Origin of the sequence: Rhodococcus sp. IEGM1428 (assembly GCF_050321865.1) — a bacterium.
In the GTDB taxonomy this organism is placed as follows: Bacteria; Actinomycetota; Actinomycetes; order Mycobacteriales; family Mycobacteriaceae; genus Rhodococcoides.
The window spans coordinates 670297-682547 of the sequence record NZ_JBNQFW010000003.1 but is presented as its reverse complement, the minus strand read 5'-3'; the positions used below and the strand labels follow the sequence as shown (position 1 = coordinate 682547).

The following is a 12251-nucleotide window of genomic DNA, read 5'->3' as shown; positions in this document are numbered from 1 at the left end:
GCTCAACGCAGCGGCACCAACAGTCGTCGACGCGTCCGCAGCTGCATCGACACCTCGTCCGATCGGGTGTCGGGGTCGTAGCCGGGGCCGACGTCGGTGTCGATGTCGTGTGGCCCGGGTGCAACTCCGCATTCGGGACACGTTCCCAGTGGTCCGAGGTCGGTGCCGCAGGGCGCGTGCAGAAATCGTCGACGCCTCCCTGCGGGTTTCGCGGTCTGTTCCTCACCCCAGTAGCTCAGGGCGAAGACGGCAGGCCACAGTCGCTCGAGGGCGGCCGTCGGGACGTAGTCGTCGTGTCCGCCTTCGAGGGCTCGGGCTTGCCGTTCGAGCAGCCCCGCGTCGACCAGCGCGCCGAGGCGTTGGGCGAGAACCGCCTTGGAAATGTCGAGGTGGACCTGGAAATCGCCGAAGCGTCGGACGCCGAAGAAACAGTCGCGCACGATGAGCATGGTCCAGCGCTCGCCGACCAGTTCCAGAGCACGGGCCAGGGAACAGTCCTGGCGGGCGTAGTCGATTCCGAGTGCCATGGGGCAATCGTACAGTCTGTTGACCGAACCAAGTTGGGCGTTTACAGTTCGATCACCAGACCAAAAGGACGACAATGACCGACAGTGCACTTTCGCCCACCGGCACGACGAACAGCACCCGAGCACTCTCCATCGCAGCCCTCGGCACCCTGCTGACCCTGATGGCGTTCACCGCCCCGCTTGCGACGATCAACAGCACCGCGGCAGATCTGATGTCCGACGCAGCGGGGCGTACCTGGATCCTCAGCTCGATGAGCATCGGTCTTGCCGCCGCACTGCTCACCACCGGGACCATCGCCGACGACTTCGGCCGTCGCCGCACCTTCGCACTCGGGGCCGCGGTATTGGCCGTCGGCACGCTGATCAGTGCCGTGTCTCCGAACACGTTGATCTTCGTTCTGGCACGCATTCTTCAAGGCCTCGGCGGTGCCGCGGTCATCGCATCGAGCCTGGGCATCATCGCCCACACACACCCCGCCGGCCCCGTGCGCGCCAAAGCGAGCGGAGTCTGGGGCGCGAGCGTCGGTGCAGGCATTGCACTCGGCCCGTTGCTGGCCGCCCTACTCGATCGCTGGGCGAGCTGGCGCGAGGCCTACGTGGTTCTCGCCGTCGCCACAGTCGCACTCGCCGTCGCCGCGCACCTACTCGTCGAAGAATCCAGGTCCGACGCCCCGCGCGGGCTCGATCCGGTCGGCGCGCTGCTGTTGGCAACCGGCATAGCCTCGTTGCTGGCCGCGTTGGTGGAGGGCAGGCAGGGCTGGACCGCCGTCACTCCCATCGTTCTCTTCGTCCTCGCCGCACTACTGCTGGCCGCCTTCACGTTCCTCGAATTACGCAGTGCGACGGCGATGCTGGATCTCACCCTCTTCCGGCACCCGCCCTTTCTCGCAGCGACGGTCGCGGCACTCGCCACCGGCGGCGGAATCATCGCTCTGATGTCGTACATGCCCGGATTCGTCGGCACCGCACTGGGAATCGATGCTCTCGGGGCGGCCCTGCTGCTGTTCGGGTGGTCCGGCACGTCGGTAGTCACCGCTCTGTTGGCCCGCAGGCTCCCCGCATCGGTGAGCGGTCGGACACAACTCGCGGCCGGCTTGGTGGGCGTAGCGATAGGAATGGTGATGGTGTCGGGGTTGTCGGACAACGCATCCTGGCCCCGATTGCTTCCCGGACTGCTCGTAGCGGGTATTGCCAGCGGGGTGCTCAATGCCGCTCTCGGTCGCGAGGCGGTGGCAAGCGTCCCCGCCGGCCGCGGCGGAATGGGCAGCGGAGCCAACAACACCGCGCGCTACGTCGGATCCGCAGTCGGCGTCACCGTGGTTGCGGTGGTGGCTGTTCCGGCCGGGAGTGGAGCCCGCGGAATGACCCAATCGATAAGCAATCACAGCGCAGCGGCATTGACGACGGGCTGGAACACAGCAGCGTTGGTGACTGCCGCGATTTCGGTTCTCGGGGCCGTGGTGGTGGCGTTCTCACGCACCCGGCGCTGACGAGTACTCCTGCTCCGGCCTCCCGGTCGACCCGTAGCGCAGCTGCATCCGCAACCGTCCTTTGGAGACCAGGGTGGCCAGATAGCGCTGCGCGGTCGCTCGCGAAATCCCGATTGCGGCCGCAACTTCGCCGGCCGACATCGGCTCGGCCGTACCGCGCACCGCGTCGAGCACCAGATCACGGGTGACCGACTGCGACGTCGGCAGCGGTGCCGCAGCACGAGGGCGCAGGGCGTCGAGTCCTCCGTCGATGTCCGCCTGAGTCAGTTCTTCCGAACGATCCAGCGCCCCGCGGTAATTCAAATATCCGGTGAGCCGGTCGACCAGCGCCGACCGCGGAAACGGTTTGATCAGATACGTCCACGCGCCCGCGGTCATGGCCGATCTGACTGTCTGCTGATCCGCCGCGGCCGACAGCACCACCGCGTCACACGGGAGTTCACGAACCAGGTCGATACCGGACCCGTCCGGCAGATAGACGTCCACGAGAGCGAGGTCGAACGACTGTGCCGTCAGCAGCTCACGCGCTTGGGCGATACTGGTGGCCACCGCGGCCACCTCGTAGTTGTCGAGCGAATTCACCAGTGCCGCATGCAGATCTGCAACCCTGAAGTCGTCGTCGACGACGAGAACTCTCATTGTGTCTCTTCCTGAATCAGTAGTGCGTCGGCAATCGTGGCGATGAACACCGCGCCCCCACGGTCGTTGTCTGCCGTGATCTGCCCACCGATATCGGCCAATGTCACATCGCCGCCACGGGTACGCGCGATCTGTCTGCTCAATGCCAGTCCCACACCTCGACCACCGGGGGTATCCGCCGTCGATTTGGTCGAGACGCCCTCGACGAACACCTGCTCGGGTGTCAACGAGACTCCGTCACCCGAATCGACGACCACGATATGCAGGGTCGAATCTTCCTGCACCAGTTCTACTTCCACCTCGGCGGGTCGACGTGCCCCGAGCCGGGCCGCGTCGATCGCATTGTCGATCAGATTGCCGAGCACGGTGGTGACATCCACCGGTCCGACCAGTTCGCCGCCGACCCAGGTGTTCTCCCCCAGCACCAGGCGCACACCACTCTCGCGGGCGTGCGCGGCCTTCGCGGTGAGGAACGAACGCAGATACGCATCGGACACGGCATCTATTCCCTCGACTGCTTCCGATCTCGGTCCAACGCCCAGAATCTCGTCGATGTACTCGGACGCGCGGTCCGGATGGCCCTCGTGCAGCAGTCCACTGACCAGATGCATTCGGTTCGCGAACTCGTGCCGCTGCGCGCGCAGCACGGCAGACATCGACTGCACCGCGTCGAGCTGACGGGTCAGCGCCTGCACATCGGTTCGGTCGCGCACGGTCAGCACCGTACCGAGATCTCGATTGTCGCGCAGCACCTTTCGAGCAGCCGCGATCACCACGACCTCGTTCACGGCCGCCAGTACCGGTTCCGCCGTCGGCGATTCGATGACCTCGAGCAATCTGGGCGTCAGGCCGATGTCCTCGACACGCATCCCGGGCTTGCCGTCGATCGAGAGCAGCGTGCGCGCCTCGTCGTTGACCACCGTGACGACACCGTCGGGGTCGATGGCCACCACGCCTTCGCCGATGCCGTGCAGCACCGCCTCCTGCTCGCGTACGAGCTCGGCCAGTTCTTCGGGTTCGAGCCCGAGGGTCAGCCGCTTCCATCTGCGCGCCAACAGAATCGAGCCGAGCACACCCAACAGGAGCACTGCCCCGGTCACCAACGCACCGTTGATCAGATCCTTCACCAGTTCGGTCCGCACGGCCGTCGTGGAGATGCCGACACTGACTTCGCCGATCACCACGTCACTCGAACCGAGTGCCAGCACAGGAACTTTGGCGCGAACGGAGTCACCCAGCGTGCCGCGCTCCTGCTCGACCACCTCATTGCCGGCCAAAGCACCCGACGGATCGGTGCTCACCCGTTGCCCCAGGACGGTCGGATCGGGGTGCGCCAGGCGCAGGCCCCGGTCGTCGGTGATCACCACGAACAGCGCATCGGTGCGTTCCCGAGCACTTTCGCCTGCCCGTTGCAGCGCGCCGCCGGCCAACACCCCGGCCGGCGCAGCATCGGTACCTGCGGTGTCCGCAGCCGAGAACTGCTCGACAAGCGAGCGGACTTCCGGATCCGAGGCCACTGTCCGCGCGACCGCGAGTGCCCGCTCGCCGTACTCCTCACTCGCCTGCTCACCGCTGCTGATCGCGAACACCCCGAAGGCCACTGCCAGCGCCACCGCAACCAACGCGGCCTGCAGCAACAGCACTTGAGTCCTCAATCGCACGTGCCAAGGCTAGAGCGCCAGCTGCTCGAGCACAATGCGCAAAAGGCTCTTTACGTTGCTTGCGCGGGTAGTGCGCACAACAGCGAACATGTGATGCCGGTTACGTAACTTCAGTCACAACACGTAGTCCAACCGGACCCACCTCACACATCTCGAGAAGGAGTGCACGATGTTGGTGATACTCGGCTTCCTCATGGTAGCCGCCTTCATGTTCTTGATCTTGACCAAGAGAGCCACGCCCGTCGTCGCGCTCACCCTCGTTCCCGTCATCTTCGGCCTGCTGGCCGGTGCGGGACTCGGCATCGGTGACATGATCACCGACGGCATCAAGTCTCTGGCCCCCACCGCGGCCCTGCTGTTCTTCGCGATCATCTTCTTCGGAATCATGATCGACGTCGGACTGTTCGACCCACTGGTGCGCGGCATCCTGCGTGTCGTGCGCAACGACCCGATGAAACTCGTTGTCGGAACAGCCATTCTGGCCATGGTCGTCTCACTCGACGGTGACGGCTCGACGACCTTCATCATCGTCACGTCCGCACTGCTGCCGCTCTACCTCAAACTCGGTGTCAGCCCGGTCATCCTGACGGTCGTCGCCGGCCTCGCCAACGGCACGATGAACATCATCCCGTGGGGCGGACCGACGGTTCGTGCTGCATCCGCTCTGGGCATCTCGCCGTCCGACGTGTTCGTTCCGATGGTTCCGTCGATGATCGTCGGCCTGATCATCGTGCTGCTCTTCGCCGTTCACCTCGGCATCATGGAGCGTCGACGCATCGGCAAGCTGATCTACGAACCCGAACTTGTTGCCTCGGGCGGCGGCAGAAGCGTCCGCAAGGGCGGTAAGGGCGGAAACGGATCGGGCACCGGCGGTTCGGACGGCTCCGGCGAATCGGGTCAGTTCTTCGACGGCCTCGACCCCAATCGCGACACGTTGCGCCCGAAGTTGCTCTGGTTCAACGCTGCTCTGACGGTCGTTCTCCTGGTCATCCTGGTCATGGACATTCTTCCCATCCCGGTGCTGTTCATGATCGCTGCCTCGATCGCGCTGACGGTCAACTTCCCCAAGGTCAAGGAGCAGGGCGACGCGATCGCACGGCATTCGTCCTCCATCGTCTCCGTGGTCGCCATGGTGCTCGCCGCGGCAATCCTCACCGGCGTCTTCCAGGGCACCGGCATGGTCGAGGCCATGGCCGAGTGGCTGCTCAACGTCATCCCGTCCGGCATGGGCCCGTACCTGGCCGTCATCACCGGAATCCTGAGCATCCCGCTGACGTTCTTCATGACCAACGACGCCTTCTACTTCGGTATCCTGCCGGTCCTCACCGAGACCGCGAGCAAGTACGGGATCGACCCGGTCGAGATGGCACGTGCCTCGATCACCGGCCAGCCCGTCCACCTGCAGAGTCCGCTGGTTCCGGCCATCCTGCTGCTGGTCACCCTCGCCGGAGTGTCGTTGGCCGATCACCACAAGAAGGTGCTGTGGCGAGCGGTGGTCGTCTCCCTCGCCATGCTGGCCGTCGGCATCGTTCTCGGCCAGATCCCCTTCGGCTGATCCTCCACCCCACCTTCCTGAAGGAGAAACCGTCATGACTGTTGGCGTACTGCACAACAATTCACCCGAAGGCCGCGCAGCGCTCGCGGCCGCAGTTCGAGAAGCGCGCATCCGGGAGACGGACCTCGTCGTCCTGCATGCACTGTCGGGATCGGCCGAGCCGTCCGCCGAGGCAGCCGAAACTGCTGCGGTCTCCACCGCAGTGGACACGGCCCTCACCGACATCGAGAACGCCGACTCCGTGTCCTGGACCGTGGCAGTGGGCAGGCCCGATCCCGACGCCGTCAACACCCTGCTGACACTGGTGGAAGAGCAGAAGTCCGAGATCCTGGTGGTCGGTTCCCGCCACCGCTCGGCGGTCGGAAAGTTCCTGATGGGACAGACGATTCAGCGTCTGCTGCTCGAGATCCCCGTTCCGGTTCTGCTGGTCAAGTCCGGAGCGTGAGAGCTCCATACCGCGTGACCCGGCCACTCGCGTGTTGAAAGTACTCGGTCACAGCCTCCGATGGATCGGCCTCGCGGCCGTATCCGTCGGGGGCTGGGCCCTTTTCGAAGCCTTGGGCCTGACGGCACCGTCGCTGTTCGCCGCTCTCGTCGTCGCGGTGATCTTCGCTCTGACCGGCCTGGGCCCTGCTGCGGTGCCCCGGCCCGCGTCCATGGCAGCGCAGGGCACGCTGGCGGTGACCATCGGCCTGATGCTCGACACCGACACGCTCGGGGCGTTGGGCGAGAACTGGATTCCTGCCGTTCTCGTCGGCGCGGGGACGCTCGTCGTCAGCGCCGGCTGCGGCGCACTGCTGGCATTGCACCGCGACGTCGACCCCGTCACCGGGGCGCTGTCCCTGATTGCTGGTGGTGCAACGGGTCTGGTGTCCATTGCCCGCGAACTCGGCGGTGACGAGCGGATCGTCGCCGTGGTCCAAGTACCTCCGCGTCGCACTCGTGGTCGTCACGATGCCCCTGATCGTCACCTTCGCCTTCCATACCGACACCGACGGCGGGGCAGGCGCCCAGGAACAGTCGACGACCACGTGGTTCGTCGGCACGGCCTTTCTGATCGGTGCCGTCGTCATCGGCATCGTGCTCGCGCGGTTGATCCGCCTGCCCGCGCCCGCCACCCTGGGGCCACTGATCGTCGCGGGTGCCTGCGAACTACTCGGGTGGCCCGTCGACATCTCCGTGCCCGCCGTGCTGCTGCCGGTGGCATTCATCGTCATCGGATGGCAAGCGGGCCTTGCCTTCACCGTCGCGAGCCTGCGCGCCATCGGACGGATCTTTCCGTGGGCTGCACTGCTGGTCGTGTCGATCGGGGTTGTCTGCGCACTCTTCGGCTGGGCGCTGTCCGCGATCACCGGAGTCAGCATGCTGACCGGTTATCTCGCGACCACACCCGGCGGTCTGGCGGCGGTGCTCGCCGTGTCTGCGACCACCGGGTCGGATGTCACCTTCGTCGCGTGCGTACAGGTGATCCGCCTGGTGTCGATGCTCGTTGCTGCGCCACTCGCTGCCGCGGCATATACCAAGCTCGCCCAGCGCAAGAAGGCGCGATCGAACGAGGAGCCATCTTGCGAGGATGACGAATCAGCCTGTCGGCCTCGGTAATTCGACGCGAAAGCTCGCGCCCGTTCCGGGAGTGCTCCGCACCGAGACGGTACCGTTGTGCGCCGCCACCAATGCCGCGACGATCGACAGTCCGAGCCCGCTGCCGCCGCTCTCGCGCGTCCGCGACGAGTCGGCTCGATAGAAGCGTTCGAAGACGTGCGCGGCCTCGTCCTCGGCCAGACCGGGCCCGGTGTCCTCGACCTCGAGTAGTACCGACGACCGAGTCGTCCCCACGCACACGGTGATCGACGCCGATTCGGGGGTGTGGCGCACCGCGTTTCCGACGAGGTTCGCGAGCACCTGACGCAGCCGTGCGTCGTCGCCGTCGACCTCGGGTATTCCCGGCCCCGCCAACACCTTCAGCGAGATGTCCCGCGCGGGAGATACCGCCTTGGCGTCGTGCACGGCATCGGCTGCGATGGTCAATACGTCCACGCGGCGCATGTCGAGGGGCCGCTGGGCGTCGAGGCGGGCGAGCATCAACAGGTCCTCGACGAGCAGGCCCATGCGCGCCGACTCACCTTCGATTCGCGTCATCAGCAACGAGATGTCGCTCATCGCGCCCTGCCGGTACAGCTCGGCGAACCCCCGAATCGTCGTCAGCGGAGTGCGCAACTCGTGGCTGGCATCGGCGACGAATCGGCGCATCCGGTCCTCGGACGCACGCGCCGCCTCCTCCGAGGCCGCGGTCGCCGCGAAGGCGCGCTGAATCTGCGAGAGCATCCCGTTCAGGGCGGCCGACAATCGGCCCACCTCGGTCTTCTCACTCCACTCGGGGACCCGGCGATGCAGGTCTCCTGCGGCGATGGCGGCGGCAGTCGTCTCCACCTCACGCAGTGGACGAAGGCTGCGCCGCACCACAAAATAGGCGATCACGGCGAGAGCCAGCAACACGGCCGCACCGATGTAGAACTGGAGCGCCACAAGCCTGCTGACGGTCTGCTGGTTGGCGCTGAGCGACATTCCCACGGTGGTGGAACCCTCGCTGTTGGTCACCGTGATCACCCGCCACTCCTTCGACGGGTCGCCCTCGGAACCGACGGTCTCCGGGGTTGCCGACGGCGCACCCGAGAGGTCCGGAACACTTTCGGCCACATCGTTGATCGGGCCGCGAACGGTGCCGTCGTTGGCCACGGAGCGAACGAAGAAGTTCGACGGTGGGCGACCGGGATTCGGCTCGTCCACGGGAGGCAGCGGGCGAGCGTCGGGTTGCGCCCAACCACGGGACGCTTCGACCAGTTGGCTGTCCAGGCGACGCATCAGCGACGTCTCGAGCGACGAGGTCACCGCCACACCCGACGCCAGCAGACCCAGTCCGACCAGGAGCAGCAACGCTGCGACCAGAGTGAAGCGCAGCGGCAGATTCCGAATGCGAGCTCGAATGCCGGTCACCGCGGCTGGCGCATGACGTAGCCGACTCCCCGCAGTGTGTGGATCAAGCGGGTGTCTCCGGTGTCGACCTTGCGACGCAGATACGACACGTACGACTCCACCACTCCCACTTCACCACCGAAGTCGTAGTGCCACACGTGATCGAGAATCCGCGGCTTGCTGAGGACAGTTCCCGCGTTGACCATGAAGTACCGCAACAGCGTGAACTCGGTGGGCGAGAGGGATACCGGTTCCCCCGCCTTCCACACCTCGTGGGTGTCGTCGTCGAGTTCGATGTCTGCGAACGCAACTCGCGACGGCTGCGCATCCTCGCTCTTGCCCGACCGGCGCAGGATCACCCGAAGTCGTGCCACGACCTCCTCGAGCGAGAACGGCTTGGTGACGTAGTCGTCCGCACCGAGGGTCAGCCCGGTCACCTTGTCGTCCACCGAATCGCGTGCCGTCAAGAACAGCGCGGGCGCATCGATTCCGTCGGCGCGCAGTCGGCGCAACAGACCGAACCCGTCCATGCCGGGCATCATCACGTCGAGAACGAGAGCCTCGGGCCGAAAGTTGCGCGCCTTGTCGAGGGCCTCGGGGCCGGACGACGCCGTCGCCACCTCGAATCCCTGAAACCTCAGACTGACCGACAGCAGTTCGACGATGGTCGGTTCGTCGTCGACGATCAGTACTCGGGCCTCGGGTGTCTCGCTCACGGTGTCCATCTTTGCGCGAGATGCTGCTCGTTCGCTGGACTCTCGCTGTGAGGTTCCTGTGAGCGGACGTGCGCACGCCGGCACCGACCGACATTTCGTGGCCATCACCCGCCAGAATTGGTACGATCGTACAAGTCACTTCCGACAATCGGACGAGCGCACCGTACCCGAACAGCGACAAGACGGTGCAAGGAGTGATTTCTCATGGCTTGGCTCATTCTCGTCGTCTCCGGTGTTCTCGAAGCGATCTGGGCAACCGCGCTCGGCAAGTCCGAGGGCTTCACCAAACTCGGACCGTCCGCCGTCTTCGGGGTCGCGGTGGTGCTCAGCATGATCGGTCTCGCAATCGCGATGCGGTCGTTGCCCACCGGAACCGCCTACGCCGTCTGGGTGGGAATCGGTGCCACCCTCACCGTCACCTACGCCATGATCACCGGCGAAGAAGCTGCATCACTGCTCAAGGTCGCGCTTCTGGTCGGCATCGTCGGATGTGTCGTGGGACTGAAGGTTCTTCACTGATTTTCCGAGCTACGAGCAGTTACAGTAAAACGATGAACTGGGTGTCAGCGATCACACTGCCTGCGCGCGCCGGAATTGCCATTGCCGAACAGGCGATCGGCGTCGCCGAGGTCGCGCTGGCAACCACCCGAATGGCGCTGGCCACCGGCGCGTCCGGCACCGCAGGAGTGGCCTCGCTCGCCAATCCGCGCGGCGGCACGATGCAACTGCTCGCCCAGCTCGGTCAGCTCACCTCCGACGACCGCGCCCTGGGCAATGCCCTCAAGGAAGGCGGGCCACTCGATCGCCTGCTCGCCCAGGGTGGCGTCGTCGATCGCCTCACGTCCGAGGACGGCACCCTCGAGCGCCTGTTGTCTCCGGGCGGACCCGTCGAACGCATTCTCGCTCCCGGCGGACCCCTGGATCGCCTGCTGGCCGAGGACGGGCCCCTCGAACGATTGCTGGCCGAAGGTGGTTTGCTCGACCGCATCACCGCCACCAACGGTCCGCTCGAACGACTGACGGCCACGGACGGTCCCCTCGAGGTGCTCACACGTCAGGACGGCCTGATCGAACGCGCCATTGCCGAAGACGGCATCCTCGAGACGCTGCTCGCCGAGGACGGTCCGATCGAGAGATTGACGGCCAAGGGCGGCCCACTCGACCAACTGGTCAAGCTCTCCGAGACATTGACGTCCGTGGCTCCCAACATCGAGCGCATGAGCATCTCGATCGATATCCTCCAGGATTCCGTCGAGATCCTGTCGGCGGCGGTGCACCCGCTCGGCGAGCTCGTCGGCCGGTTGCCGGGGCGTTGGCTCAAGAGCGGTAAGCAGTCGGTACACGAACTGCACTGACCTGTTCGACGGGTCCTCCCGCAGTTCTTCGAGGCATCGGATGTTAGCGCTCACACCGCACACGAGGGTGCAAAAAAGAAATCTTTGACAATGCCGATGTTATCGCTCACACTTTCGTTTTGATGTGATGCGAACCACACGGGACCACCCGACGGCCTCCGCTTCACGGTCTACCTCACAACACAGGGAGAAACGATGAAGTTTCGAAAGCTATCCATGGCTACGGCCGCGGTGGCCCTCACCCTCACGCTCGGTGCGTGCGGATCGAGTACCAAGACCGCAGACGAGGCTCCGGCCGAGGGCGGCAGCACCGCAGGTGCGTTGATCGGCGTCACCATGCCGACGAAGTCCTCCGCTCGCTGGATCGCCGACGGCGACAACCTCAAGAGCGCACTCGAAGGTCAGGGCTACAAAGTCGATCTGCAGTACGCCGAGAACGACATTCCCACTCAGGTGAATCAGATCGAGAACCAGATCACCCAGGGCGCAAAGCTTCTCATCGTGGCCTCCGTGGACGGCACTGCCATCACCACCCAGCTGCAAGAAGCCAAGGACAACGGCATCGGCGTCATCGCCTACGACCGCCTCATTCGTAACTCGCCCAATGTCGACTACTACGCGACGTTCGACAACTACAAGGTCGGCGTCGATCAGGCCACGTCGCTTCTCGTCGGTCTCGGTCTGAAGAACGAGGACGGCACCGACAAGGCCGACGCGCCCGCAGGCCCGTTGAACATCGAGGTCTTCGCCGGGTCGCCGGACGACAACAACGCCACCTTCTTCTTCGACGGTGCCATGGAAACCCTGAAGCCGTACCTGGACAAGGGAACTCTGAAGATCGGCAGTGGCGAGTCCGATTTCGAGACGGCTGCGACACTGCGCTGGGATCCGGCCACCGCCCAGAAGCGTATGGAGGACCTGCTCACCAAGACGTACTCCTCGGGCCAGAAGGTTCAGGGCGTGCTCTCGCCGTACGACGGCCTGTCCATCGGCATCCTCTCCGCACTCAAGAGCAACGGATACGGCACGGCAGGTCAGCCTTACCCGATCGTCACCGGGCAGGACGCCGAGGTGCCGTCCGTGAAGTCCATCATCGCCGACGAGCAGTACTCCACGATCTACAAGGACACCCGCCAACTGGCCGAGGTCACGATCCAGATGGCTCAGGCAATGCTCAACGGCCAGACTCCCGAGACCAACAACACCACCGATTACGACAACGGCGACAAGGTCGTTCCCGCGTACCTGCTGCAGCCCGAGATCGTCTACAAGGACAACTACGAGAAGCTGCTCGTCGAGGGCGGCTACTACACCGAGGATCAGTTGAAGTGAGTT

At 65.1% G+C, this 12251-nt stretch carries 11 protein-coding genes, 1 pseudogene and 1 riboswitch; of the genes and pseudogenes, 7 read left to right on the top strand and 5 right to left on the bottom strand.

All coding sequences use genetic code 11. The features are described 5' to 3' along the window. Positions 1 to 2: 2 nt before the first annotated feature. Complete coding sequence (locus ACQR3T_RS18080; protein WP_428694367.1) at positions 3 to 527, bottom strand: winged helix-turn-helix transcriptional regulator; 525 nt, start codon at positions 525 to 527, stop codon at positions 3 to 5. 74 nt (positions 528 to 601) lie between these two features. On the opposite strand from ACQR3T_RS18080, the gene ACQR3T_RS18075 reads away from it, so the two are divergent. Beyond that, on the top strand, positions 602 to 2017 hold the full coding sequence (locus ACQR3T_RS18075; RefSeq protein WP_428694366.1) for an MFS transporter: 1416 nt from the start codon (positions 602 to 604) through the stop codon (positions 2015 to 2017). On the opposite strand, the gene ACQR3T_RS18070 is transcribed toward ACQR3T_RS18075, so the two are convergent. Beyond that, positions 2000 to 2656, bottom strand: a complete 657-nt coding sequence (locus ACQR3T_RS18070; RefSeq protein WP_032376332.1) for a response regulator — start codon at positions 2654 to 2656, stop codon at positions 2000 to 2002. The two genes, ACQR3T_RS18075 and ACQR3T_RS18070, sit on opposite strands and share 18 nt — an antisense overlap. Beyond that, the gene (locus ACQR3T_RS18065; protein WP_428694365.1) at positions 2653 to 4317 is read right to left on the bottom strand and encodes an ATP-binding protein; all 1665 of its coding nucleotides are present in this window, start codon (positions 4315 to 4317) and stop codon (positions 2653 to 2655) included. Before ACQR3T_RS18065 ends, ACQR3T_RS18070 begins: the two co-directional genes overlap by 4 nt. A 169-nt stretch (positions 4318 to 4486) precedes the next feature. Between ACQR3T_RS18065 and ACQR3T_RS18060 the strand changes: the two genes are divergently transcribed. From ACQR3T_RS18060 to ACQR3T_RS18050, 3 genes and pseudogenes are all read left to right on the top strand, one after another. Then, on the top strand, positions 4487 to 5872 hold the full coding sequence (locus ACQR3T_RS18060; protein WP_428694364.1) for a CitMHS family transporter: 1386 nt from the start codon (positions 4487 to 4489) through the stop codon (positions 5870 to 5872). A 34-nt stretch (positions 5873 to 5906) separates the two neighbouring features. Then, positions 5907 to 6317, top strand: coding sequence for a universal stress protein (locus tag ACQR3T_RS18055; protein WP_032376329.1), 411 nt, complete (start codon positions 5907 to 5909; stop codon positions 6315 to 6317). A gap of 34 nt (positions 6318 to 6351) precedes the next feature. Next, positions 6352 to 7474: pseudogene (locus tag ACQR3T_RS18050) on the top strand (AbrB family transcriptional regulator). On the opposite strand, the gene ACQR3T_RS18045 reads toward ACQR3T_RS18050, so the two are convergent. Together ACQR3T_RS18045 and ACQR3T_RS18040 are read right to left on the bottom strand one after the other, a co-directional pair. After that, positions 7454 to 8866: a sensor histidine kinase gene (locus ACQR3T_RS18045; RefSeq protein ID WP_032376328.1), complete on the bottom strand. Its 1413-nt coding sequence runs from the start codon at positions 8864 to 8866 to the stop codon at positions 7454 to 7456. The pseudogene ACQR3T_RS18050 and the gene ACQR3T_RS18045 sit on opposite strands and share 21 nt — an antisense overlap. Further along, positions 8863 to 9570 carry a response regulator transcription factor gene (locus tag ACQR3T_RS18040; protein WP_032376327.1) on the bottom strand — a complete coding sequence of 236 codons (708 nt, stop codon included), beginning with the start codon at positions 9568 to 9570 and terminating at the stop codon, positions 8863 to 8865. The genes ACQR3T_RS18045 and ACQR3T_RS18040 overlap by 4 nt, the downstream gene beginning before the upstream one ends. A 120-nt stretch (positions 9571 to 9690) precedes the next feature. Beyond that, positions 9691 to 9753: riboswitch (guanidine-III (ykkC-III) riboswitch) on the top strand. 12 nt (positions 9754 to 9765) lie between these two features. Between ACQR3T_RS18040 and ACQR3T_RS18035 the strand changes: the two genes are divergently transcribed. From ACQR3T_RS18035 to chvE, 3 genes are all read left to right on the top strand, one after another. After that, on the top strand, positions 9766 to 10080 hold the full coding sequence (locus ACQR3T_RS18035; protein WP_032376326.1) for a DMT family transporter: 315 nt from the start codon (positions 9766 to 9768) through the stop codon (positions 10078 to 10080). Positions 10081 to 10112: 32 nt separating this feature from the next. Further along, positions 10113 to 10916 carry a hypothetical protein gene (locus ACQR3T_RS18030; protein WP_032376325.1) on the top strand — a complete coding sequence of 268 codons (804 nt, stop codon included), beginning with the start codon at positions 10113 to 10115 and terminating at the stop codon, positions 10914 to 10916. A 195-nt stretch (positions 10917 to 11111) separates the two neighbouring features. Then, positions 11112 to 12248, top strand: a complete 1137-nt coding sequence (gene chvE, locus ACQR3T_RS18025) for a multiple monosaccharide ABC transporter substrate-binding protein (RefSeq protein ID WP_032376324.1) — start codon at positions 11112 to 11114, stop codon at positions 12246 to 12248. Positions 12249 to 12251: the final 3 nt, after the last annotated feature.

Excerpts from the sequence above, each read along its gene's own strand:
- ACQR3T_RS18075 (WP_428694366.1), top strand. The coding sequence starts at position 602 with ATGACCGACAGTGCACTTTCGCCCACCGGCACGACGAACAGCACCCGA.
- ACQR3T_RS18080 (WP_428694367.1), bottom strand. The coding sequence starts at position 527 with ATGGCACTCGGAATCGACTACGCCCGCCAGGACTGTTCCCTGGCCCGT.
- ACQR3T_RS18055 (WP_032376329.1), top strand. The coding sequence starts at position 5,907 with ATGACTGTTGGCGTACTGCACAACAATTCACCCGAAGGCCGCGCAGCG.
- ACQR3T_RS18070 (WP_032376332.1), bottom strand. The coding sequence starts at position 2,656 with ATGAGAGTTCTCGTCGTCGACGACGACTTCAGGGTTGCAGATCTGCAT.
- ACQR3T_RS18035 (WP_032376326.1), top strand. The coding sequence starts at position 9,766 with ATGGCTTGGCTCATTCTCGTCGTCTCCGGTGTTCTCGAAGCGATCTGG.
- chvE (WP_032376324.1), top strand. The coding sequence starts at position 11,112 with ATGAAGTTTCGAAAGCTATCCATGGCTACGGCCGCGGTGGCCCTCACC.
- ACQR3T_RS18060 (WP_428694364.1), top strand. The coding sequence starts at position 4,487 with ATGTTGGTGATACTCGGCTTCCTCATGGTAGCCGCCTTCATGTTCTTG.
- ACQR3T_RS18040 (WP_032376327.1), bottom strand. The coding sequence starts at position 9,570 with ATGGACACCGTGAGCGAGACACCCGAGGCCCGAGTACTGATCGTCGAC.
- ACQR3T_RS18030 (WP_032376325.1), top strand. The coding sequence starts at position 10,113 with ATGAACTGGGTGTCAGCGATCACACTGCCTGCGCGCGCCGGAATTGCC.